At 73.6% G+C, this 22808-nt stretch carries 16 protein-coding genes; 6 read left to right on the forward strand and 10 right to left on the reverse strand.

From position 1 onward, the window contains the following. Positions 1-149 precede the first annotated feature (149 nt). A complete protein-coding gene (locus tag WME75_RS19085; protein ID WP_437492830.1) occupies positions 150-647 on the reverse strand; it encodes a MerR family transcriptional regulator in 498 nt (165 codons plus the stop codon). A gap of 374 nt (positions 648-1021) precedes the next feature. Between WME75_RS19085 and WME75_RS19090 the strand changes: the two genes are divergently transcribed. The 3 genes from WME75_RS19090 to WME75_RS19100 are packed head-to-tail and all read left to right on the forward strand — an operon-like array spanning position 1022 to position 5708. Continuing rightward, complete coding sequence (locus WME75_RS19090) at positions 1022-1915, forward strand: alpha/beta fold hydrolase (protein WP_437492832.1); 894 nt, start codon at positions 1022-1024, stop codon at positions 1913-1915. Beyond that, positions 1912-4602, forward strand: a complete 2691-nt coding sequence (locus tag WME75_RS19095) for an ABC transporter substrate-binding protein (protein ID WP_437492834.1) — start codon at positions 1912-1914, stop codon at positions 4600-4602. The genes WME75_RS19090 and WME75_RS19095 overlap by 4 nt, the downstream gene beginning before the upstream one ends. 53 nt (positions 4603-4655) lie before the next feature. Beyond that, positions 4656-5708, forward strand: a complete 1053-nt coding sequence (locus WME75_RS19100) for an ABC transporter permease (protein WP_437492836.1) — start codon at positions 4656-4658, stop codon at positions 5706-5708. Positions 5709-5727: 19 nt separating this feature from the next. Here the strand turns inward: WME75_RS19100 and WME75_RS19105 are convergent, their stop codons facing one another. The 3 genes from WME75_RS19105 to WME75_RS19115 all read right to left on the reverse strand — a co-directional run bounded on the left by WME75_RS19105 (position 5728) and on the right by WME75_RS19115 (position 11913). Beyond that, positions 5728-8559 (reverse strand): response regulator, encoded by a 2832-nt coding sequence (locus tag WME75_RS19105; RefSeq protein ID WP_437492838.1) that lies wholly within the window; start codon positions 8557-8559, stop codon positions 5728-5730. A 181-nt stretch (positions 8560-8740) separates the two neighbouring features. Then, entirely contained in the window at positions 8741-10561 is a 1821-nt protein-coding gene (locus tag WME75_RS19110; protein ID WP_437492840.1) for a protein kinase domain-containing protein, read from the reverse strand. Positions 10562-10680: 119 nt separating this feature from the next. Continuing rightward, positions 10681-11913 carry an SPFH domain-containing protein gene (locus tag WME75_RS19115; protein WP_437492842.1) on the reverse strand — a complete coding sequence of 411 codons (1233 nt, stop codon included), beginning with the start codon at positions 11911-11913 and terminating at the stop codon, positions 10681-10683. Positions 11914-12253: 340 nt separating this feature from the next. Here WME75_RS19115 and WME75_RS19120 point away from each other — a divergent pair, with 340 nt between their 5' ends. After that, positions 12254-13375: a hypothetical protein gene (locus WME75_RS19120; RefSeq protein WP_437492843.1), complete on the forward strand. Its 1122-nt coding sequence runs from the start codon at positions 12254-12256 to the stop codon at positions 13373-13375. 135 nt (positions 13376-13510) lie between these two features. Beyond that, positions 13511-13942, forward strand: coding sequence for a nickel-responsive transcriptional regulator NikR (gene nikR, locus WME75_RS19125; RefSeq protein ID WP_437492845.1), 432 nt, complete (start codon positions 13511-13513; stop codon positions 13940-13942). Positions 13943-13969: 27 nt separating this feature from the next. On the opposite strand, the gene WME75_RS19130 is transcribed toward nikR, so the two are convergent. Beyond that, on the reverse strand, positions 13970-14797 hold the full coding sequence (locus WME75_RS19130) for an SPOR domain-containing protein (protein WP_437492847.1): 828 nt from the start codon (positions 14795-14797) through the stop codon (positions 13970-13972). Between the two features lie 330 nt (positions 14798-15127). Between WME75_RS19130 and WME75_RS19135 the strand changes: the two genes are divergently transcribed. Further along, positions 15128-16540: a hypothetical protein gene (locus WME75_RS19135; RefSeq protein WP_437492849.1), complete on the forward strand. Its 1413-nt coding sequence runs from the start codon at positions 15128-15130 to the stop codon at positions 16538-16540. Positions 16541-16717: 177 nt separating this feature from the next. Here WME75_RS19135 and WME75_RS19140 read toward each other — a convergent pair whose 3' ends face one another. From WME75_RS19140 to WME75_RS19160, 5 genes are read right to left on the reverse strand one after another with little or no spacing between them, the layout of a single operon-like run. After that, positions 16718-16858: a hypothetical protein gene (locus tag WME75_RS19140; RefSeq protein ID WP_437492851.1), complete on the reverse strand. Its 141-nt coding sequence runs from the start codon at positions 16856-16858 to the stop codon at positions 16718-16720. Between the two features lie 6 nt (positions 16859-16864). Next, positions 16865-18040 carry a S41 family peptidase gene (locus tag WME75_RS19145; RefSeq protein WP_437492852.1) on the reverse strand — a complete coding sequence of 392 codons (1176 nt, stop codon included), beginning with the start codon at positions 18038-18040 and terminating at the stop codon, positions 16865-16867. A gap of 5 nt (positions 18041-18045) precedes the next feature. Further along, entirely contained in the window at positions 18046-18633 is a 588-nt protein-coding gene (locus tag WME75_RS19150) for a DUF3540 domain-containing protein (RefSeq protein ID WP_437492854.1), read from the reverse strand. Positions 18634-18644: 11 nt separating this feature from the next. Next, positions 18645-20390: a pentapeptide repeat-containing protein gene (locus WME75_RS19155; protein ID WP_437492856.1), complete on the reverse strand. Its 1746-nt coding sequence runs from the start codon at positions 20388-20390 to the stop codon at positions 18645-18647. Next, positions 20387-22801, reverse strand: coding sequence for a DUF2169 domain-containing protein (locus WME75_RS19160; protein ID WP_437492857.1), 2415 nt, complete (start codon positions 22799-22801; stop codon positions 20387-20389). Before WME75_RS19160 ends, WME75_RS19155 begins: the two co-directional genes overlap by 4 nt. Positions 22802-22808 lie beyond the last annotated feature (7 nt).

Below are 22808 nucleotides of genomic sequence, written 5' to 3' on the forward strand. Positions count from 1 at the left end.
TCCTTGCCCGACGTAACGCCGGATGCCGTCCCTAAAAAATCGCGACGAAACGAGCCGTGCTCGTCCCGTCGATCGCGTCAAACCCAGGCGGGGCCGCGCTCGCGGCCCCATTCACTTCACGAAGACGAGAGATCCTGCGACTCGGCCCCTCAAGAGGATGCCGCCTGTTTCGTGAGCCGCGCTTGCGCCATCAAGCGCTCTTCTATCAACGACAGCTTCGCGACGAGCTCCCGCGCGAGCGTCTCCGCGCTCGCGAGGTCCAGGGCGATCGCCCTGCCGCTCGTCTCGCTCCGCCTCTCCTTGGCGGCGTCCCTGAGCGCATTGAAGACCTTGGTCATCGTGCGCTCGAGCTCCTCGATATCACCTCTCACGAACAGGAATTCACGCTGGATCTCTTCGATGGTGTAGTCCTGGGCCATCATCTCTTTGATGCGCTGAACCTGGCGGACTACCGTGGCCGGATACATCCCCTGTGAGCCCTGATGCTTGCCCTTGCGCCCCACCCGCACGCTGCGCGGGAGGAGGCCGAGCTGCACATATTTCCGGAGCGTCGCCTCGCTGAACTTGATGCCATGCGCCGCGAACAGCTCGAGGATATCGCTCGAGGTAATCCCTTGGGCGTGCTCCCGCTCGATGCGATTCAGCACGTCCTCGGGGATCCTTTGCACCGGTCCTCCCATCGATTGCCGGAGGCCCTACCCAACCGACGCGGGCGACTCTATTCCACTGAATGGAATACAGTCAATTGACGCGACCACGATTATTGTGTGGCTGTCGCGGGACGCGGTGCTTTCCCGGGGTTCTTGACATGCCTCGGACATTTTTCGTCCGTCGGCACCGGGGCTCGATCCGCTCCGCACATCGGGAAGCCGGGGGCGAGGCGGGAAAATTGCGACGCGGAGCGCAATGGGTGGGAGCGAGGAGGCGCCCGTCCCGCAGCGGGGCTCGTGGAGCGGCATGGCCCTTACCCTGACACACATCGGTCCTTTCAGACAAAAGGGCTGATAGTCTCGTCGCCACCATGGCCAAGGCCCTTGCCAGCGAGGGTCGGGGCGCGGCCTCGCCCGCCGCCCCCCGACCCGTCGAGCGCGTCATCAGGGATGTCACCGCCCGGGGTGTCAGGATGCGGGTCCTGGTCGCCGGGGCCGGCAACGGCCCGGCGCTCCTCTTGATCCACAGCTTCCTCGTCAGCCACCTGGAGTTCGACGACGTGATCGACGCGCTGGCCCAGCGCTTCCACGTCATCGTCCCGGACCTGCCGGGGTTCGGCGAGAGCGAGAAGCCGAGCCCAGCGCGGTACGCCTACGGGATCGAGACGTTCGCCGAGGCGGTGGCCGATCTCATCGCCGCCTTCGGCGTGGGCCGGGCGCACCTCGTCGGCCACGCCATGGGCGCGGCCGTCGCCATCACGCTCGCGGCCGACCACCCGGAGCTCGTGCAGCGGCTCGTCCTGGAGGACGCGCTCTGTTACCCGTTCCCGATGAGCTTCCGGATGAAGCTCCCGCTCCTGCCGATCGTCGGCGGCATCGTCTTCAAGCAGCTCCACGGCCGCGGGATGTTCCGGTCGTTCTTCCGCGACAACGTGTTCCGCGCGGACGCGGCGGTGCCGCTGTCGCGCGTCGACCGGCACTACGACCTCTTCAACGCCCCCTCGGCGCGCGAGAGCGCCCACGCGGTCATGCGCGCGGTGCTCGACGCGCGCCCCGTCGTCGCGCGCCTCACGCGGATCACGGCGCCGACGCTCGTCGTGTGGGGGCGCGACGACCGCATCTTCCCGGCCGCGGGCGCGCAGCGGCTGGCGCGCGAGATCTCGGGCGCGATGCTCGAGATCATGGACGCCGGGCACTCGCCCCACGAGGAGCGGCCCGAGGAGTTCGTCGCGCTCGTGACGCAGTTCCTCGAAGGGAAGCGGTGACGGCGGCGGCGCGCTGGACCCGGCTCGCTCGCGACGCGGCGCGGGCGGGCGAGCGCGCGGGCCGGGCCCTCCTCGGCGAGGACGTGGCGCGGCGCTTCCTGAGCGACCGGTCGGCGCTGCTCGGCCTCGGGATCGTCGCGCTGCTCGCGCTGTTCGCCGCGGCGGGGCCGGCCGTCGTCGGCCACGACCCGAACGCGAGCGACTTCGGCCTGTCCCGCGACGCCTTCGGCGCGCCGCCCGGGCCGTCGGCCGCCCACTGGCTCGGGACGGACCCGCTCTTCCGCGACCTCCTCGCGCGCCTCGCCCACGGCGCGCGGCTCTCGCTCGCCATCGCGCTCTCGTCCACGGCCCTCGCCACGGGGCTCGGCGCGCTCGTCGGCGTCGCCGCCGGCATGGCCGCGGGCACGCGGGCGGACGCCCTCGACGGCGCGCTCATGCGGCTCGTCGACGTGATCCTCGCCCTGCCCTACCTCCTGTTCGTGACCGCGATCGGCGTCGCGGTGGGGCGCGCGGACGCGGGGACGATCCTGCTCGTCCTCGGCCTCACGGGGTGGACCGGGGCGGCGCGGGTCGTCCGGGCCAAGACGGTGGAGCTCGCGCAACGCGACTTCGTGGCCTCCGCGCGCGCGCTCGGCGCGGGGCCGCTGCACGTCGTCCGGCGGCACGTCCTGCCGAACGTCGGCGGGACGCTGCTCGCGCTCGCGACGATCAACGCCGGGCAGATGATCCTCGCCGAGGCCGCCCTCAGCTACCTCGGCGTCGGCGTGCAGCCGCCGACCGCGACCTGGGGCCGCATGCTGCACGAGGCGGAGCCGTACCTCGGGGTGAAGCCGCTCCTGGTCGCGGCGCCGGGCTTCGCCATCCTGCTCGCTGTGCTCGGCTTCCACCGCGCGAGCGAGGGGCTCCGCGACGCGCTCGATCCCGCCGGCGCCGAGCTCCCGCGCGGCCGGCGCCTGCCGGTCGATCTGCTCGTCGCGGGCGCGGCGCTGCTCCTGCTCTCGGGCGGCTCGCCGCGCCGCGTGCGCCCTCCCCTCGGCGACGAGGCGGCCTCCGGCGCGCCGGTGCGGGGCGGGACCCTGCGCCTCGCGACCACGGTCAACGCCCGCACGCTCGACCCGTCGATCGCCTACGACGAGCTCTCGAGCGCCGTCGCCGAGCTCGTCTTCGCCCGCCTCGTCACGTGGGACCGGGACGGCCGCCTCACGCCCGAGCTCGCGCGCGCGATCGCGGTCGAGCGCGGCGGCCGGACGTACGTCTTCACGCTGCGCGAGGGCGTGCGGTTCCACGACGGCGCGGAGCTCCGCGCCGCCGACGTGAAGCGCTCGATCGAGCGGACGCTCCACCCGGGGACGCCGAGCCCGGGCGCGAGCCAGTACGACATGATCGAGGGGTTCGCCGAGTTCCACGCGGGCGCGGCGCCGCACCTCGCGGGCGTGCGGGTGCTCGGCGATCACACCGTCGCGATCGATCTGCGCGCGCCGGACGCGACGTTCCTGCCCCGCATGACGCTCGCGTTCATGGCGCCGGTGTGCCCCTCGTCCGGCGCCGTGGTCGACGCTGCGCGCCCCCCGCCGCCGTGCGGCGCGGGCCCGTTCCGCGTCGCGCGGTGGGACCAGGACGGCAGCATCGGGCTCGCCCGGCACGAGGGGTACTTCCGCCCGGGCCTGCCGTACCTCGACGCGATCGAGTGGCAGACAGGGATGCGCGCGACGACCCAGCGCTACAAGTTCGAGGAGGGCGAGCTCGACTACCTGCGCGATCTGACGGCGATCGACGCGGCGACCTACCGCGCCGATCCCCGGTGGCAGGGGCGCATGCGCTGGGTGAACCGGAACCGGACCAACGCCGTCTTCCTCAACACCGAGCTCGCGCCGTTCGACCAGCTCGCCGTGCGGCGCGCGGTCGCGTTCGCCCTCGACCCCTCCGTGCTCGAGAAGGTGCGCCCCGATCTCGTCGCCCTCGACCGGGTGCTGCCGCCGTCGATCCCGGGCCCCCCGCGCGATGAGCCGATGCGGCGGCACGACCCCGCGCGCGCCCTCGCGCAGATGGCCGCGGCCGGCTATCCGTACGACCCGGCGACCGGGAAGGGCGGCTACCCGGGCGTCGTCGACTACATCGCGATCCCTGACACCCTGGAGCAGGCGATCGGCGAGATCGTCCAGCAGCAGCTCGCGACGATCGGCCTCCGCGTCCGCCTGCGGCTCGTCAGCTGGGCGACCTACCTCGCCGAGGCGTCGCGGCGCCGCGCCGTCCCCATGGGCTGGGTCGGATGGCAGGCCGATTTCCCCGACCCGGCGAGCGTCTTCGAGCCGACGCTCTCCACGCGCGCCATCCGCGACGAGGGCTCGCAGAACTACGCCTTCTTCAGCAGCGAGGAGCTCGATGGCACGCTCGACGCCGCCCACGCGGAGCAGGACCGCGCGCGTCGCCTCGCGCTCTACGCCCGCGCCGAGCGCGTCGTCCGCGATCTCGCGCCCTGGGTGCCCACGTACACGATGCGCCAGCTCGAGCTCTGGCATCCCTACCTGCGCGGCTACGAGCGCTCCGCCGTGATCCCGTGGCACTTCCACGAGGTCTGGCTCGACCCGTCCGCCCGGCCCGCGGCCGGCGGAGGGCCGCGCGCGGGCACGTCCCCCACCGCCCGACCGCTCCGCGCGCTGCTCGCGCGCGCCGCCCTTCCGCGATGAGCCCCCCGCCCACGCGCCGCACCTCCTCGCCTCGATCGGGCCGCGCTCCCGCGATGGGCGCCGCGCTCGCGCACCTGCTCCGGCGCCTCGCGTGGGCGGCGATCCTGATCGCCGGGGTCACCGCCGTCTCGTTCGGGATCGCGTACCTCCTGCCCGGCGACCCGGCGCGGATGCTCGTCGGGCCGCAGGCCTCGGCGGCGGATCTCGATCGCGTGCGGACGATCTACGCGCTGGACCGGCCGGTCCACGTGCAGTTCGCGCGCTTCGTCCGCCGGCTCGTCCACCTCGGCCCCGCGCGGGGCGACGGCGGCGCCGCTGTCCCGCCCGAGGGCGCGCGCGGCGATCCGGAGCACCGGAGCTGCGCGGCCGGGCCGCTCGGCGTGCACCTCGATCTCGGCTACAGCTTCCACTACCGCAAGCCGGTCGTCGATCTGCTGGAGGCGAAGGTGCCGCGCTCCGTCGAGCTCGCGCTGGCCGCGCTGGTGGTGCAGCTGGCGCTTGGCCTCGCGCTCGGGATCGTCGCGGCGGCCCGCCGCGGGACGGCCTGGGAGGACGCGGCGCTCGGCGCCACCCTGCTCGGCGCCAGCGCGCCGACCTTCGTGATCGGCCCGGCGCTGCAGTACGTGCTCGCCTACAAGCTCCGGCTCTTGCCGTACGACGGGTACGGCGCCACGGCGGCCGATCACCTGCGCTCGCTCGTCCTGCCGGCGCTGACGCTCGGCATCTTCGGCAGCGCCCTCTACGCGCGCATCGTCCGCGAGGAGCTCCGGACGCTGCTCCGTCAGGACTTCATCCGGACCGCGCGGGCCAAGGGCGCCTCTCGCCTGCGCGCGCTCGTCGTCCACGCGCTGCGCAACGCGCTGCTGCCGCTCGCCACGCTCGCTGCGCTCGACTTCGGGGCGCTCGCGGGCGGCGCGATCGTCACGGAGAAGCTCTTCCGCTGGCCGGGCGTCGGGAGCATGGCGGTCGAGGCGCTGCAGAACCGGGACGGCCCGCTCATCGTCGGGACGGTGCTCTTCGCCGCGGCCGCCATCGTGCTCGCCACCGTGGCGCTCGACCTCGCGGCCCTGGCCCTGGATCCCCGGCTCAGGTCGCGATCGCGCTGAGCGCGCGCGGCCCGGGCGATCAGGGCATGCCGGCGAGCGCGCGGCACTCGGCGCCGAGCGGGGAGTCGGCCGAGGAGAGCTCGGCGCACTTGCGGAACGAGGCCCGGCCGCCGCGCCCCGCGGCCTGCTCCGCGGCGCCGCGCAGGTGCCACGCCGCGGCGCTCCCAGGCGAGGCGGCGGTGAGCTGCTGCGCGAGCTGCACCGCCTTGCCGGCCTGCCCCGACTCCAGGGCGCGCATCACGCGGGCCGAGAGGGACCCGCCCTCCTCGTCCGGCGCAGCGGGCGGTGACGCCGGGGCGCTCGGCGAGGCCGCCCGCGCCGGTGCGGCGGCGTGGCCCGCGGTCGACGATGCGCCCGGCGGCGGCGCCGGGACGGCGGGCGCGGGCGAGCCCTGCTGGACGGGCGCTCCGGTCGGCGCGGCGGGGCTCGCCGCGGCTGGCCCGGCCGTCGCGGCCGACGCGAGGTCGGCCGGCTCGCTGGCCGAGGTGTCGGCCGGGGTCGCCGTGGAGAGCCCCGCGGCGGCGGTCGGCTCCGCCTCCGGCGCGGCCGGAGCCGCTTCGATCGCGGCGCCGGAGCTCTGCTGCTCCGCCTGCAGGGGCGCATCGACCGGAGCCGAGGGTACGGGGTGCCGCGTCTGGCTGATCAGCCAGACGCTGGCGGCTCCGATCGCGAGCGCCGTGACCAGGCCGGCGACGATCCGCGTGATGCGCGCCCGGCGCTCCTCCGGGCGGGATCGCCAGAGCGTGGCCTCGACCGCGCCGGCGGTTGTGTCGGTGTCCTCGGCGGAGGGATGCTCCTGCGTCAGGATCCGCTCGGGCGCGTCCACCCCTCCGCCGAGGAAGAAGCGCTCGCTCTCGCTGATCGGCCCGGGGTCGCTCGGTGGCGCGTGGTCCAGCGCCGCCGCGAGGCCCGCCGGCGGCGCCGCGGCAGCGTCGAACGAGCGCGCCTCCGCGGCCGTCGCTTCGCCGCGCAGCGCCTCGCGTGGGATGGTGACGGCCGGCGGCGCGTCGCTCGGCGGGCGGGGCCGGAGCGTGGGGGTCGTCGGCGGAGGCCCAGCGGCGGCGCGCTCGTCGCCGGCGGTCGGCGGCGCGGCGGCCGGCTCCGCCGCGGGCTCGGGCGGCGTCGCCGCGGGCGGCTCGGGCGGCTTGGATCGGGGGCGCTGCTCGGCGGGAGCGGTCGCGGCCGCGGGCCTGTCGCTCCTCGCGGCGCGGTGCTTCTGCGCGAAGCTGCGCGGCGTCACCAGCGGTCGCGTGAGCGGGGCCTCGTCGCTGCTGCTGAGCGTGGTGTCCTTGTCGATGTCGATCTCGGCACGCGCGCGCAAAGCCGGGACGGCCTCGGCGCCCGGTGCGACGCCCCGCGGAGGCTCCGACGGCACGCGGCCCAGTGCTGCGCCGCCCGAGCGCCGCGCGGCGCTCGCTGCGGCGCTCCACGGAGGCTCCGACGGCACGCGCCCCGCCGTGCGCGGAGGCTCCGACGGCGCGCGCCCCGCCGTGCGCGGAGGCTCCGACGGCGCGCGCCCCGCCGTGCGCGGAGGCTCCGACGGCGCGCGCCCCGCCGTGCCCGAGCGCCCCGCCGCGGCGTTCGCCCGGCCGACCGCCGGGGCCCCGTGGACCGCGCTGCGGGCCGTCACCGGACGCCCGGCGGACTCCGCGTCGGGGTCCGCCGCCGGCGCGGGCAGCTCGTATCCGGGCCGGGAGCGCGGGAGCATCGCCGGCGACAGCCGGGTCGAGAGAGGCGCCGGAACCACGGCGGCATCCTCGAAATCGTCGGAGCCGGCGTTCCCCGGCACGCCGTCCGGGAAGTTGGAGCGCCGCGCCCCCGACGGCGACGAGAGCGGCGAGAACTCGTCGTGGAACGCCGCCTCCGGTTCGCTCGGCACCACGTCATCGGGCGGGAGCGCCGCGGCGGGGACCAGCAGCCCCTCGAAGTAGAGCTTCGAGATGGTGGAGAGCGTCGAGAGATCCTCGAACGGGGACGCGTCGACCACCTGCATCAGCGTCCGCTTCCCGTCGAACAGGCGCAGGATCCCGTTCAGCTCGTCGGGGATCTCGTTCAGCCGCTCCAGGAGCTCCTCGCTGTCGACCTCGAAGACGGTGGCGAGCGACGGCAGCACCTCGAGGAGCCGGCCCCACTCGTCGACCCGGCGCATGCCCTCCATGAGCAGGCCCTGGGTCGACGTCTCGATCACGTCGGGGTTGTCGACCTTGCAGAACTCGACCTCGAACGTCCCCTCGTTCCACAGGAGCGCGCGGTAGACGGCCTCCTCGCCGCAGAGCCGGCCGAGCGTCGCGTCGACGACCTTGCCCTCGCGGAAGTAGACCTGCGCCTCGTTGTCCCCGTGCGACAGGTGGACGATCCCGCTCTTCCGGCTCACCTCGAACGTCTGCAGAAGATCGACGACGTTCATGTCGAGGATCGACCCGGAGAACCTCGTCCGCCCGGTGGTCGAGAAATGGCGCGTCGTGATCCCCTCGCGCGTCCGCCGCGCGAGCAGCAGCGTCACCCGCGCGATGAGCTCGCGCACGAAGATCGGCTTGGTCAGGTAGTCCTCGACCCCGAGCTCGAGCCCGCGGATCTTGTCCTCGATCGACCGCTGGCTCGTGAGGAAGACAACCGGGATCGACGCCCAGTCGGCGTGCTCTTTCATCTTGCGGACGAGCGCGTAGCCGTCCACGTGGGGCAGGCGGGTGTCGCTGAGGACGAGGTCCGGCGTCGAGACCTCGAGCTTCGCGAGGGCGTCCGCGCCGTCCGTCGCGGTGGTCACGCTGTAACCGGCCTTCTTCAGGCTGACCTCGAGGACCCGAACGCTGCGTGGATCCGCGTCGACCAGGAGGAGCTGTTGCTTGGCCACTAGAGGGTTCCGCCTCGCGAAGGATGGCGAGCCCGAGCGGACGCTGTCAAGCGCTCCGCCCGGAGCGTCGCCGCTGCCGTCGATCGCTCGTCCCGCCGCCGTGGTCCCGGCGATCGACGGCGCCCATGGTGCGCACAGGACGCCTGCAAAGGCCAGGTTTCGTCGTGGGCCGCCCGCGCGATCAGTGCTTCCAGGGATCGATGATATCGCCGGTCGCCTGCGGCCTCTCGGGGGAAGCGGCAGGCGCGGCGGTCGCCGCCGGGCGGGCCGTCGCTGCGGCCGGCTTCGCCGGGCTCGCGGCGGGCGCCCCGTGCGGGCGGGATGGCTCCTGCGCGGGCGGCGCGGTCGCCGCGCTCGGGGCCGGGGCCGCCGCCGCGGGCGGCTCGTCGGGCGGCTCGTCGACCGCCGTCGTCGCGTGGAGGGCGCCGGCGGCGGCGGCCTCGGGCGGCGCCGCGCTGGCCGAGGCGCGGAGCGCGCGAAAGCCGAGGGCGATCGCGATCGGCACGAGGATCGCCGCGAGCGCGATCGCGACGCGCGCGCCCATCGAGAGCGGCTCCGACGCCTCCCTGGGCACCTGGACGGGGCCGAGCATCTCGTCGCGCTCGCGCAGCTTCAGCGGCTCGCGGCGCGGGTGCTCGTCCTGGAGCATGGTGACGGTCGCGCGCCCCGGCGCCTCGACGGCGAGCTCGATGGCCGCGGCGAGATCGGCCATCGAGGCGAAGCGCTCCTCGGGGTTCTTCGCGAGGCAGCGCATGACGATCGGGCCGAACGCGCCGAGCGCGGAGGCGTCGGGCATCACCTGCTCGAGCGGCTCGGGCGACATGTACATGTGCTTGGTGAGCACGCCCATGTACGTGTCGGCCTCGAAGGGGACGCGCCCCGCGAAGCACTCGTACATGAGGACGCCGAGCGCATAGATGTCGGCGCGCGCGTCGATGCGCTTCCCCTCGGCCTGCTCCGGGCTCATGTAGTGCGGCGTCCCGAACACCATGCCGATGCGCGTGAGCCGCTTGCCGCCTGTGACCTTCGCGACGCCGAAGTCGAGCAGCTTGACGAACTCCTGATCGCCGTTGCGCACGAGGTAGACGTTGTCGGGCTTGAGGTCGCGGTGGATGACGCCCGCCGCGTGCGCGGCCCCGAGCGCCGCGGCGCACTGGAGCATGATCTGGCCGACCCGCTCGGACGGCAGCGTCCGCTCGGTGCGCAGCAGCGACGCGAGGGAGGTCCCGGTGAGGAACTCCATGACGAAGAAGGGCAGCTCCGGCTGCCCCGGCTCGACCTCGATCGCGCCGAAGTCGCTCACCGCGACGATGTTGGGGTGACCGATGGCCGCCGCCGCCTTGGCCTCCTGGATGAAGCGGGCGACGAGCTCGGCGTCCTGCGCGATGTCGCGCCGGAGCACCTTCAGGGCGAAGAGGCGGCCGAGCGACTTGTGGCGCACCTCGTACACCGTCCCCATCCCTCCCTCACCGACCACCGCCTGCACCTCGTAGCGGCCGTCGATCGTGCGCCCGAGCAGCGGATCGGCCGACGGGTTCCAGTCGGGCGCGTCGGCGAGCGGGTCGCCGTCGAACGGGCAGAACCGGGAGTCGCCGGAGAAGGTCAGCTTGCAGGTCGGGCAGCGCCGCGCGCGCGGGACCTGCTTCACCTTCCCCCGGCGCGCCGCGAACCCGTCACTGCGCGCCGGCAGCGGCGGCAGCGCCATGTGTGCCTCGCCGCGCGCAGGGGGCGCCGAGCCGCGCGCAGGGGGCGCCGAGCCGCGCGCAGGGGGCGCCGAGCCGCGCGCAGGGGGCGCCTCGCTGCGCGCAGGGGGCGCCTCGCTGCGCGCAGGGGGCGCCGATCTGTGGACGGACGGCGCATCGCTGCGCGGTGGCGGCTGCGAGGCCAGGGTGTCTCCGTGCGGCCGCGGGATGTCGTCCCGATGGAACAGCTCGGCAGCTTCGGACTCGCCGGCGGTCATCTCAGGCTGAGCATCCCCGGCCATGCGGAGCGTGACGGGCACCTCGGCGAGTCTAGCCGAAAGCGCGTGCGGTGTTTCGGATCAGATGGCGTCAGATGGCGAACGCGGGGGGCGCCCCCCCACGGGTCGCCGGGCGCGGCGGGCGGAGCGCCCGGAAGGACTCAGATCTCCTCCAGAATCTTCGTCTTGCGGGCCTGGAACTCCTCGTCCGTGATGAGGCCCTTGTTCTTGAGCTCCGCGAGGCGCTCCAGGCGCTGCTCGATGGACGGCCCCGCGGCCGGGGCGGCCTGCGGCGCGCCCGGGTAGCCCTGCTGCGGCGCGCCCGGGTAGCCTTGCTGCGGCGCGCCCGGGTAGCCCTGCTGCGGCGCGCCCGGGTGGCCCGGCTGCTGCATGTGCGGCGGCACGAACTGGGGCTGCCCCTGCGCCGCGAGCGCGGGGTTCATCGCCTGCGCCAGGCCGGCGCCGATCGCCACCTGGGCGCCCAGCCCCGCGACCCCGCCGCCGTCGCCGCCCTGCGCCATGCCCTGGCCGGCGCCCATCATCGCCTGGCCGGCGGCGTAGTTCTGCCAGTTGCCCGCCAGCTGCTGCACGTACCGCGCGTCCTGCTGGAACCGCTGATCGAGCTCGAACTGCTTCGCGCGGGCGGAGTCCTGCGCGACGCCGATCCCCCGGCGCGCCTCGCCGCGCGCCTTGTTCGCCTCGCGGAGGAGCTTCTGGTCCTCGGCCGAGAAGTTGATGTTGAAGTTGCCGATCTCGAGGATCTTGCAGCCGATCTCCTCGAGGTTCGGCGCGGACTGCACGATGCGGGCGCCGAGCTCCATGCTCATGCCGCCGAGGTTGAGCAGGCTCTTCTGCTGCTGCGCGCAGACCTGGCCGATCACGGTCTTCACGCTCATGAAGAACTTGCCCTTGATCCAGCTCAGGACGACGTCGTTGTCGCCGCTGCCGCCGCACTGGCCGTGGTAACCGACCACGAACCGCACCGGATCGACCACGACCAGCGAGAACTCACCGAAGATGCGCGGCGTCACGAACTCGTAGAGGGTGGGATCCTCCATCGACTCCAGCGGCCCGCCGAAGGGCACGCCGCGGACCGGCTGCGTCTTGACGAAGAAGATCTCGGCGATGAAGACGTCCCCGCCCGTGAACTTGTTGACGAGGTTGTTCAGGAACGGGATGTTCTGCGTCTGGAGGGTGTGGCGCCCCGTCGGCAGGTAGCCCACATACCGCCCGTCCTTGAAGAAGAGGGCACACTCATCGCTGTCGACGGTCAGCTGCGACCAGAAGGGGACGTTCTGGTCCGGGTGCTTGTAGACGATGAGATGCTTCGCTGCGTCCGGGCGCGCGATCATCATCTCGCGGACGCCGCTCTTCACGAAATCGAAAATCCCCATGTCGCGCTCCTCTTCGGTGTGCTGGATGTGACGGGCCTGCCGGTACCCTGCCCCCCGGGACCTCGGGCTCATTTCGGCAGATGGCGCACTCGGCCTGCGCTGTTCGTTCTACGTTGACGATCGCCGCGCCTTTCAGGCACACAGCGGCCTCAGGATAATCCGCAGATCGCAGGGCAGCAATGCCCGCCGGGGAGGACCGCATGTCCGTCGCTTCGCTCGCGTCACCGGCGCAACCGAGGAAACCCGCGCCGCGGGCGCCGTCCGAGATCCCGAGCGCCGCCGCCCGACAGACGACGCGCTCGCCCCGCCGCCGCACGGCCGCGCCGGGGAGGACCCCGCGATGATCGCGCCGATCGACCTCGGCGTCCTCTCGGCGCCCGCGCAGAAGCTGGCGCAGCCGGGGGCGCCGCAGAAGCTCCGCGACATGGCGGCGCGCGGCATCGCCCCCGGGCTCAAGCCGGGCGAGGTGGTGACGCTGCTCGTCCTGCTCGCGTCGCGCGAGGAGGAGCCCTCCCGCGCGGCCGCGGAGAAGACGCTGTCGGCGCTCCCCGACCCGCTCCTCCAGGGCGCGCTCGGCGGGGAGCTGCTGCAGCCGCTCGTCATCGACCGGCTGGCCCGCCTGTACGCGGACCGCCTCCCGGTCGTCGAGCGGCTCTGCGCGATGCCGGGCATCGCCGCCGACACGCTCGAGGAGCTCGCGCGGACCGGGGGCGAGGCGGTGACCGAGCTCATCGCCGTCAACGAGGAGCGGCTGCTCACGAGCCCGCGCATCATCGAGCGGCTCTACCTCAACAAGCACACGCGGATGTCGACGGCCGATCGCCTCGTCGACCTCGCCGCCCGCAACGGGGTCGAGCTCACGGGCATCCCGGCGTGGCGCGAGGTCAGCATCGCGATCAAGGACGAGCTCATCGCGGAGCCCTCGCCGGAGCCCACGCCGGACGACGTGCTGTTCGCCGAGACGCAGGCGCTCGCGGAGGCGCTCGCGGCCGAGGAGACGGTCGACACCCACGTCGAGGACGAGGAAGGGAAAGAGGAGATCAAGGAGCGGTACGTCCCGCTCTCCAAGCGGCTCGCCGACATGACCATGTCGCAGCGCATCCGGCGGGCGATGCTCGGCTCGCGCGAGGAGCGCATGCTGCTCGTGCGCGACTCGAACCGCCTCGTGGCCAGCGCCGCCGTGCGCAGCCCGCAGATGCAGGAGGAAGAGGTCGTCCTCATCACCCGCAACCGGAACATCTCGGACGAGGTGCTGCGGATCATCGCGACCACGCCGGAGTGGATGAAGAGCTACACGGTGAAGCGGAACCTCGTCGAGAACCCGAGGACGCCGGTGCTCGTCGCGACGCGGCTGGTCCAGCACCTGCGCGAGTCGGACCTCCGGGGCGTCTCGAAGAGCAAGAACGTGACCTCGCCGGTGAAGGACGCCGCGAGGCGGCACCTCGATCGGCGCAAGAGCTGAGCGGCGCAAGGGCTGAGCGGGCGGCCGAGCGCTCGGCCGCTGCGGCGCGGCGCTCGCCCTGACGCCGGCGGAGCGCTCTCCGGGTGGCGAGCCCCCTTCCCGCCCGGACCCATGCCCCGCTAGCCTGCGCCCACGATGAGCGACCTGGTCCGCTTCGGCGTGGCGATGGATCGAGCGCTGCTGGCCGAGTTCGATCGGCGCATCACCGCGCAGGGATACGAGAACCGCTCGGAGGCGCTGCGGGATCTGGTCCGCGCGGACCTGACGCGCGCCGCCTGGGACGAGGGCGCCGAGGTGGCGGCGACGCTGACCGTCGTCTACGCGCCCGAGGTGCGGGAGCTCGTGCAGCGCATCTCCGCGCTGGAGGAGCAGCACGCGGGGTCGGTGGTCTCCAGCCTGCTGGTCCGCCTCGATGAGGGCCGGGTGCTCCAGGTCATGGTGCTGAAGGGCCGCGGCGCGGCGCTGTCCGGGCTCGCCGGGCAGCTCGCCGGGGCCAAGGGGGTGCTGTCCTGCGCGCTCACGCCGGCCGCGGCGCTCTCGGAGGCGGCGCGCCGGCCGCGGGGCTGACGCGGCGGGCGCCGGCCGTCCCCTGGTTCACGCGTCGTCGCCGGGGCTCTCGGCCACTTTCACCGTGGTCTTCGGCGGATCCACGATGAACGTCACGAGGCGCTCCTTGGCCTCGAACTCCTGCCGGTAGATCACGGCCGAGCGCTTGTACTTGAAGGGACCGATCCGCACGCGGTGCCAGAGGCCGCGGCCCTTCACGTACGCCGGCTCCACGTACGCCTTGTGCCCGCGGCGGCGCAGCGCCGCCGCGAAGCCCTCCGCGTCGGCGGGCTCCTTGAACGAGCTCACCTGCAGCTGGTAGCTGCCCGGCCCGCCGCGCTCGATCTCGGGCCCCTCCTCGCGCGAGACGTGGCGGGCCATCGCGGTGAGCGTGTCGTTCGGAGCGACCTCGCCCCCCGCGGGCCCGAGGACGTGCTGCGCCGGCAGCGAGACCACGGGGAGCCGGTCCGCGGCGAGCGGCGGACCGGCGTCAGCGGCCGGCGGCCGATCAGCGGCGGCCGCCTTGGCCGCCCGCGGGTCGCGCACGGCCTCGAGCGCCGTCGTCGGGTGCTCCGCGTCCGACAGGATCGCGGGAAAGGTCACGTCCGCCCCGATCGTGGCACGGCGCGGGGCCGGCTTCACGCCGGCCGGATGAGCGCGCGCGACAAGATCGCCGAGCGGATCGGCGCTGACCGGCTTCTCGCGGTGCGGCGCGCGCAGGAGCGCCACCGCCGCGAAGACGATGCACGCCCCGCCGAGCGAGGCCAGCACGAGGGCGCCCGCGCGCGACGGGCGAGCCCCGGGATCCTCTTCCTGGATCTCCTCGAGGTTCCGCACCGCCCCGGTGTCCATGCTCTCGCCTTTGCTGCGCCTCATGCTTCCTCCTCAACCCGTCTACCCTGCCCGGCCGAGACGCGACAACTTTCGTGTCTTACTTTATCCTACATCTGCCGTAGGGGTCCGATCGCTGCACGAGCGCGCGCTGGATGGAGCGCTCGGCGGCGAGCCCGCGCCTCGGCTCGGGCCGGGCAGCCTCGCACGCGCGGCGGCCGCGGGAAAAATTCTCGGCCGGCGACGGGGCGCGCGTGACCGGCCGGCGCCGCGGGCGTCGGGTGCCCACGGTCGCCTCACTTGCGCGCGCCTGCGGGGCCGTCCGGCGCCTCCGCTGGCCTTTCGCGCGGCCGAGGCGCTAAGACTCCGCCTTCAATGAAGACCCTGCGCATGGGCCGTGTCCTGCCCGCGATCGGCCTGCTGCTCCCGAGCTGCGCCGAAGGGCCGCGGACGCTCACGATCGAGGTCGTGCCGGGGCACGAGGCGGCCGCCTTCCAGGACGACCCGCCCGTCACCCGGATCGAGGTGACCGCGACGGCGGTCGAGGGGGACGTGACCGTGTCCGCGGCGGCGGCGCCGGGCGGGGAGCTCGATTTCGGCGAGATCCCGGCGGAGCGGGCGTACACGTTCGAGGTGCGCGGCGTCGACGCGGGCGGGGCGACCGTTGTGCGTGGGCGCTCCGCGTCGGGCATCTACCTCGCCGGGCTGGCGGGCGAGGTGCTGCCGCTCTTCGCCCAGCGCACCGGAAGCTGGGCGCGGCCGCCGGGCGAGCTCGCGGCGTCGCGCGTCGGCGCGCCCGGCGCGGCGCTGGCGGAGCGTTACCTGATGCTCACCGGCGGCGCCGTCGCGGGGGGCGCCGCGGCGGATGACGTCGACCCGGCGCGGATCGACGGGTACGACCTCGCGGCGTGGGGCGGGAGCGCCTCCGGCGGCGCGCTCCCGCGGGCGGCGCGATCGCTCGTCGCCCGGGCGAACCTGCTGCTCACCCTGGACGACGAGGGCGCGACCTGGACCGACGTGGCGTCGGGGCAGAGCGCCGAGGCGTCGCTGCCCGCGGGGCTCGGCTCGTTCGCGGAGGTGGCGGGCGGCCGGACCGTCGAGGCCGCGGACGGGCGCTCGTTCGTGGTGGGCACGGCGCGCGCGGGTCAGACCGCGGGGGCGCCGGGCGAGCCCTCGGACGCGGTGCTCGTCGTCGGCGCGGACCAGGCGCTCTCGGTGGCGAGGCTCCGGTACGCGCGGGCCGGCGCGGCGGCCGTGTGGGTGGAGGGCGTGGGCCTGGTCGTCGCGGGCGGGGGCGCCGGGGGCGCGGACGTCGCCGGGCTGGAGGTGCTCGGCGACGGCGCGACCGCGTTCCAGCCGCGCCCGTTCCCGCCGGACGCCGCTCGGGGCGCCGGCGCCGCGGTGACGGCGCCCGGGGAGATCGTGCTGGTCGGCGGGGTGCTCGACGGCGCTGCGGCGCCGACCCGCCGGCTCGCGCCGGGGTGCGTCGGCGCGTGTGCCGCCGTGGAGATCGCGGGCGCCGCGCTGCCGGCGGCGGTCGTGGACGTCGCGGCGTTCGCGCTGCCCGGCGGGCGCCTCCTCGCCGTGGGCTCCGAGGCCGGCGCGGGCGGGCTGACCAGGAGCTTCGTGGTCGACCTCGCCGCGGCGCACGTCGAGGAGCTGCCGCTGCGGGAGCCGCGGCGCGGCGCGACCGTGGTGCCCGCGCCGAACGGGACGCTCGCGCTGCTCGGCGGGGTCCACGCGGAGGGGACGCCGGCGCTCACGGTCGAGACGTTCTTTCCGGAGTGAGCGGGGGACCGGCGGATTCGCCGGGACGGCGCAGCGGCGTCGGACTCAGATGTCGGCCCTCCCCGCGGTGAAGGAGAACAGCGTCACAGACTTACGTGAGCCTACGGTGGAGGCCGCGACCCGGACGCCCGGGCACCGGACGGATCCGTGTGGCCCACGTGATCTTCGCGAGAATTTCTACGGAGCCGAGGACTGGTACGAGCGCTTCAAGGTGAAGGAGAAGGTCTGGCGCTTCGGCATGGCCCCCGCCGCCGTGCCGACGTTCTTGGCCGAGTACGGGTGGACGGAGCTCGAGCAGATGGGCCCGCGGGAGTTCACCGAGCGCTACATCGAACCGACCGGGCGCGCGCTGCTCGTCTCCGAGATCGAGCGTTCTGTGCACGCGGAGAAGCTCTGGCGCGACGTGGGCTCGGCTGGACTCGGGTGATCCTGGAGGGAGAGCGACGGACGGGATTGCCCCGAGCCCAGCGCGCGGAGGGCCGCCGCCCTGGCGGCCTCCGGCTCCACAGGGAGGTCGGGGACGACCCCCACCCCGTCAATCGGCTCACCGCCTGGGCGTGCACACCGCCCCACGGTCGCGTGGAGCGCGCCCTCTTCGGTCGAGATCACACGCTGTGCGGTGCCCTTACGCCACGTGGCCTCGCCCACCACCAGGGCACGGCCGTGGACCTGCAGGCACGCGGCGAAGACCTCCGCAGCCGATGCCGTCCGCCGGTCGACCAGGAGCGCCAGCGGGAGCGTGCACGGATCGTCGTGGCGGGACCGGTGCACGAGCTCGTCGCCGTCCGCGTCGACGACACGCACGATCTCCAGGCCCCGATCGAGGAAATCGCCGGCCAAGCGCACGCTGGCGTCCAAATCACCTCCAGGGCAGCCCCGGAGATCGATCACGAGCGCCAGAATTCCCTCACCGGTCAGCCGCCGGATCTCGTTGTGGACGAGCGTGGGCAGCGCGCACGAGAAGACGCGGACGCGGAGCACGCCGATCGCGGCAGAGCCCGGCTCCGCCAGCCCCTCCGCGACGATCTCCCCCGGCCCGCACAGCGGCTCCGTCAAGGTCTCCGCGAGCGACGTGAGGGATTCTGCGTCGAGCATCGCCCCGGCCGGCGGGCCGGCGAGGGTGTAGAATACGTTCGTGGCGCTGGGCACCACCACCGCGCCGACACCGTCGTTCATGTTGTTGCCCGTGGTCGGGCAGAGCAGGTTGATCGCGGGGAGGTTGTCGACGTACACGACGGGATTGCCCATCGTGTATTGCCCCGTCCCCTTGACGCTCGGGTGCGCGACGCCCGGGTCGTCGCCGAACGTGACCGGGATCTTCGAGCCCAGGTTGAGCGCGTTGACCATGGAGAGGCGCACGACCGGCGAGAACGGGACGGCCTGCGCGTTGAGCGCGAAGTTGGGATACGGGATCGGCACGACGGCGGGGCCGACCGGCGTGTTGCACACGTCGGGAAAACCGATGTTCATCCCGGCGCCGCGGTTGGAGGCGGTGAGCATCGCCCTTATCCCAGGTGGATCTGCTTGCCGTTGATGGTCACCGTCTCCTCGGTCAGGAGGGTGGCGCGCCTGGCGCGGGTGTGCGACTCGTCGTCGACGACCGTGTGCGCCTGCTTGTGGTGCGCGCTGAACAGGCTGGTCACGCGCTGGTAGAATGAGGCGCACCGCTCCATGACCTCGCCGGCCGTGATCTTCACCTTGTCAACCATCACCTCCAGCCCCTTGCCCGAGATCTCGACGCCGTCGTCGCCCGCGAGGCGCAGCTTCCCGCCCACCGCGCGGACATCGACGTCGCCCGGGAACGCGATCGAGACGCGGCCGCGCCCGGAGAGGACGCCGATCGCGTAAGTTGCGCCCGATCCGCCGATGACCAGCAGCACGTCGCCGAGCGACGGCTCGTACGGGAGCGCGAACGCGAAGAACGCGCGCTCGGTGGTGCCGGTCGCGAGCAGCACGGTCGCGCTGTCCGGGCCGAGCGCGGTGACCTCCGCCGGGCCGAGGAACGAGACGGCGCCGCCGGCCGAGGCGAAGATCCCGGCGAGATCCGGACCTGTCTGCGGCGCACCCGCCTGGAGGAAACTGCTGCCCTTCATATCCCTCTCCCTCACTCGTCGTCGAGCCGCTCCGGCATCTGCCAGGACTCGGCCTCGAGCCTCTTTCTGTCCGTGCGCCGCGCGAGCGCCGTGCTCGCGCGGTCCCAGATCACGCCCTCGTCGAGCACGCCGTGAAGGTTCGCCCGGCCGAGATCGGTCCGCGTGAAATCCGAGCCTCGCAGGTCCGCGTGCGACAGGTCCGCGAAATGCAGCCGCGCGCCGGCGAAGCTCGCGCCCTCGGCCCTGGCCCCGGTCATGATGGACTCGCGCAGATCACAGCCCGAGAGATCGGCGCGCCGGAGCCTCGCCTTCGTGAAGGTCGAGAACCGCAACATGGTGCGGGCGAGGCGCGCGCCCTCGAGATCGGCCTGGCCGAAGAACGCGCCCTTGGCGGCGATGCCCTCGAGGCGCGCGGCGCGCAGATCGGCCTCCATGAAATTGGCCTGCTGGATCACGCAGTCGTCGAGCCGGGCGGCCCCGAGCTTCGCACGGGTGAAATCGCTGCTCGTGAAATCGGCGCCGCGCAGGTCCATGCCCTCGAGGTTGGCGCCGGCGAAGCAACACTGCACCATGGACAGGCCCCGGATCGAGAGCGAGCGAAGGTCCCTGTCGGAGAAGTCCACCCCGTGGAACGTGGCCTTTTCGAGGACGGCGCCGTCGAGCGCGGCGCCGTCGAGCACCGTCTGGCGGACGAGCGCGCGCGAGAGGTTGGCTCCCGCGAGGTTCGCCTGAGACAGGAGCACCCGCACGAGGAGCGCGCCGCTCAGGTTGGCGCCCTCGAGGTTGGCGCCGGTCATCATGGTCATCTCCAGGTCCTTGCCGGAGAGATCCACGCCGCGCAGATCCGCGCTGGAGAGGACACAGAGCCGCAGCACCGTACCGGTCAGATCAGCGCCGCGGAGATCACAGCCGGCGAGGCTCGTCTTCTCCAGGTGCGCGCCGCGCAGCCGGGCGCCGCGCAGATCGGTGCCGCGGAGCGACGACTCGACCAGGCGCATGCCCTCGAGGTCGGCGCCGCGCAGATCGTGGCCCGACAGCTCGGCCCCTTCGAGCTCCCGGCCGCGGAGATCCGTGCCGGCGAGCGTGGCCTCGTCGAAGATGGCTCGGCTCATCACCCGGGGGAGCCGCGCCTCGCGGAGGTCGGCCCGGAGGAAGACCGCCGTGTCCACCGTCGAGCCGGAGAGATCGGCGCGCGCGAGCACGGCGGACGTGAAGACTGCCTGTTCGATGTGGCAGTCCGAGAGGCGCGCCTCCGTGAGGTTCGCCCGGCTCCACGTCGTGCGACCCAGCCGTGCGCCCGAGAGATTGGCGCCTTGCAGATCGGCGCCGTCGAGAGAGGCGCCTTCGAGATCGGCGCCCGAGAGATCCGCGCCGCGGAGGTTCGCCCCGGGCAGCGCGGCACCGCGCAGGTTCGCGCCCCGCAAATCCGCCGCCTCGAGCGTGGAGCGCGCGAGCGCGAGGCCTTCGAGCTTGGCCCCCGCGAGGCGCGCCCGGGTGAAATCGACCAGGATCCCCTTCGCGTCCTGGAGACAGGCACCTTCCAGCCGGGCGCCGTGGAGGACGACGCCCATGAGCTGCGCGCCGCGCAGGTCCGCCCGCTCCAGGCTCGCGCCGCGGAACGTGGCGCGCACGAGCCTCGCGCCGGCGAGGCGCGCCGCGGGGAGGTCGCGGCCCGCGAGATCCACGTTCGCGACGAGCGCCCCCTCCAGGGAGCGCCCCGCCCGGACCGCGGCCTCGATCTCGTCGGCGCGTGTCATGCGTGCTCGAACCTCGCGCGCTCCAGGTTGGCGCCGCTCCAGTCACACCCGCGGACGGCGGCGCCGAGGAGCTTGGCGTCGTAGAGGTTGGCGCCCGGCAGGCGCGCGCCGTCGAGCCGCGCCTTGTTGAGCTCCGCGCCGGAGAGGTTGGCGCGCGCGAACCCGGCGCGGAGGAGGCTCGTCCTGTAGAAGCGCGCCTCGGCCAGATCGGCGCCGTAGAAGCGCGCCTCGTCGGCGATGGCCTCGGTGAAATGAGCGGCCCGGAGGTGGGCAAGGCGGAAATCGGCGCGGCGCAAGAGGGCGCCGGTCCAGATCGAGCCGTCGGCCCGGATGCCGATGAGGTTGGCCTCCTCCAGCGACGATCCCATGAAGCTCGATCCGCCGAGGCACGCGCGGGCCCAGAACGAGCGGGCGGCGCGGCAATCGCGGAAAACCGACCGGGTGATCTCGGCCTCGGTGAGGTCCGCGGCCTCGAGGACGGCGCCCTCGAAGTCGGCCCTGGAGATGCGCGCGCCGCCGAGCCTGGCCCTGGTGAGATCGGCGCCTGGGAGACAGACGAACTGCCCGTGTGCACGCCGCAGGTCCGCTTCCCGCAGGATGGCCCCCTTGAAGCACGCCTGCTCGAGCGACGCGCCCTCGAGAATGGCACCTTCGAGCAGGGCGTGGGTCCCATTGCAGAGCTCGAGATTGCACTGCGTGAGATCCGCGCCGAGCAGGTTGGCCTCGAAGAGCACGGCGCCCTTGAGGCTCGCGCCGGTCAGCCGGGCGCCTTGCAGGCTCGCGCCGGTGAGGATGGCCCCGTCGAGCTTCGCGCCGCGGAGGTCGCGGCCGCGGAGGTCGCGGCCCGCCAGATCCTGCCCGGAGAGGTCGCGGCCAGGGCCGGGCTCCTCCGGCGACGGCTCCCGGAGGGTGGGATCGAGCTCTCGAAGGCGCGCGTCGCCCCACAGGGCCTCGGCCTGGGCGAGGAGGCTCAGATCTTCGGGCGTGGCGTGGTTCTGCTGGGCGCGCGTCCGGGCCTTGGCCACCGCTTCCCGCACGCTCTTCAGGGCGTCGCGCAGCGAGATGCGCGGCTTTGCGCCCGGGATGGCCGGCATCACCGGCGGCGGCGTCTTGTCGTCCGGCGCGCCGGACAGGAGCTCGAGGATCCTGGCGCGCATGTCGGTGCCCGGGGGCGCGTTCGCGATCGCGTCGTCGATTCGCTTGCGGATCTGCGCCCGGATGTCGGGCGCGAGAGGGGCGAGCTTCTGCTCGAGGAGGGCGTCCAGCGGGTCGGCTCCGGGCTCGACCGCCCTCTTCTGCGCGGCCTCGATCTCGCGGCCGCGCGCGACGGCCTCGGCGAGCTGGGGAGACATGTCCTTGAATCCCAGCGGATCGGCCTCAAAGGCCTCGAGCTGGGCGCGATAATGGTCCTCGGGGAGGGGACGCTCGGCCAGAGGCTCCGCGGCGACGAGCGCGAAGGTGATGTCGCTCAGATCGTCATCGCGCACCTCGGTGAGCCCGCGCCACGAGAGGACGATGCGCTCCGCCTCCATCTCGGCGAAGAGGGTGTCGAGCACCATCTTCACCTCGCGGAAAGCTCCGTCCCTGTCCTTGACGAAGGCGCGCACGCGCAGCCCTGGCAAGCGAGACGTGTACACCGCGTGGGCCGGGTGCAGGCCGTGGAACGAGACCTCCTCGTCGCCGCGCAGGTACGGGAGCTGCTGGTCCGCGAGGGCGGCATTGAAGAAGGACCAGTCGAAGTCCTCGGCGAAGTAGGGGGCGCGGTTCCTGCGGTAGGAGGCGCCGTATTCCTTCCCCATCTTGCCGGCGCGCTGCGGCCAGGCGGGGTTGATGGGGCCGAAGCCCGCGGGCTCCGGCCGGTCGTCCCTCGATCGAACGAGGAAGCGCGGGTCCTCAACGGTGGGCAGCTCCCCGGGCCCGATCCCTCTCCCGGCCGGATTCTTCGCGTATCCAGGACCGCCGAAGGCGCCTGTCCAGTCGATCGGCATCTCGACGAAGGGTGCGGGCTCACTCATGGCGGGGCCGAGGACATGCTCGGTCCAGACGCGCCTGCCGGTGACGCGGAGCGCCTTCGACCACGAGCCCACGGAGAAGCGCACGTCCATCGCGCGGACCGGCCTGCCCCCGGGCGCGTGGCACTTCCCGGCGAGGAGCACGTCGGCGCGCAGCTTGAAATCGGCGAAATCCCCAGGATACAGGCAGTCCCCGAGACGCTCGTCGTCGCCGTCGCGGAAGGTCTCGGCCTGGAGAGGGCCCTGGACGATCTGCGGAATGCCGTCGAGCGGCGCGGCCACGGCGCCGTGCCGGAGCGCGAACGTGCCGCGCACGACGAGCGTCATCTCGGGCCGGGGCGGCCTGCGCGAGGTGACCTTCGCCCCGAAGAGCAGGTCGGTCGTGTTCTTCGTGCGCATCGCCCGC

The sequence above is a fragment of the Sorangium sp. So ce1014 genome, from assembly GCF_051521505.1.
In the GTDB taxonomy this organism is placed as follows: domain Bacteria; phylum Myxococcota_A; class Polyangia; order Polyangiales; family Polyangiaceae; genus Sorangium.

Coding starts and splice junctions, on each gene's coding strand:
- WME75_RS19090 (WP_437492832.1), top strand. CDS start 1,022: ATGGCCAAGGCCCTTGCCAGCGAGGGTCGGGGCGCGGCCTCGCCCGCC.
- WME75_RS19100 (WP_437492836.1), top strand. CDS start 4,656: ATGGGCGCCGCGCTCGCGCACCTGCTCCGGCGCCTCGCGTGGGCGGCG.
- WME75_RS19115 (WP_437492842.1), bottom strand. CDS start 11,913: ATGGGGATTTTCGATTTCGTGAAGAGCGGCGTCCGCGAGATGATGATC.
- WME75_RS19120 (WP_437492843.1), top strand. CDS start 12,254: ATGATCGCGCCGATCGACCTCGGCGTCCTCTCGGCGCCCGCGCAGAAG.
- nikR (WP_437492845.1), top strand. CDS start 13,511: ATGAGCGACCTGGTCCGCTTCGGCGTGGCGATGGATCGAGCGCTGCTG.
- WME75_RS19130 (WP_437492847.1), bottom strand. CDS start 14,797: ATGAGGCGCAGCAAAGGCGAGAGCATGGACACCGGGGCGGTGCGGAAC.
- WME75_RS19135 (WP_437492849.1), top strand. CDS start 15,128: ATGAAGACCCTGCGCATGGGCCGTGTCCTGCCCGCGATCGGCCTGCTG.
- WME75_RS19145 (WP_437492852.1), bottom strand. CDS start 18,040: ATGCTCACCGCCTCCAACCGCGGCGCCGGGATGAACATCGGTTTTCCC.
- WME75_RS19150 (WP_437492854.1), bottom strand. CDS start 18,633: ATGAAGGGCAGCAGTTTCCTCCAGGCGGGTGCGCCGCAGACAGGTCCG.
- WME75_RS19155 (WP_437492856.1), bottom strand. CDS start 20,390: ATGACACGCGCCGACGAGATCGAGGCCGCGGTCCGGGCGGGGCGCTCC.
- WME75_RS19160 (WP_437492857.1), bottom strand. CDS start 22,801: ATGCGCACGAAGAACACGACCGACCTGCTCTTCGGGGCGAAGGTCACC.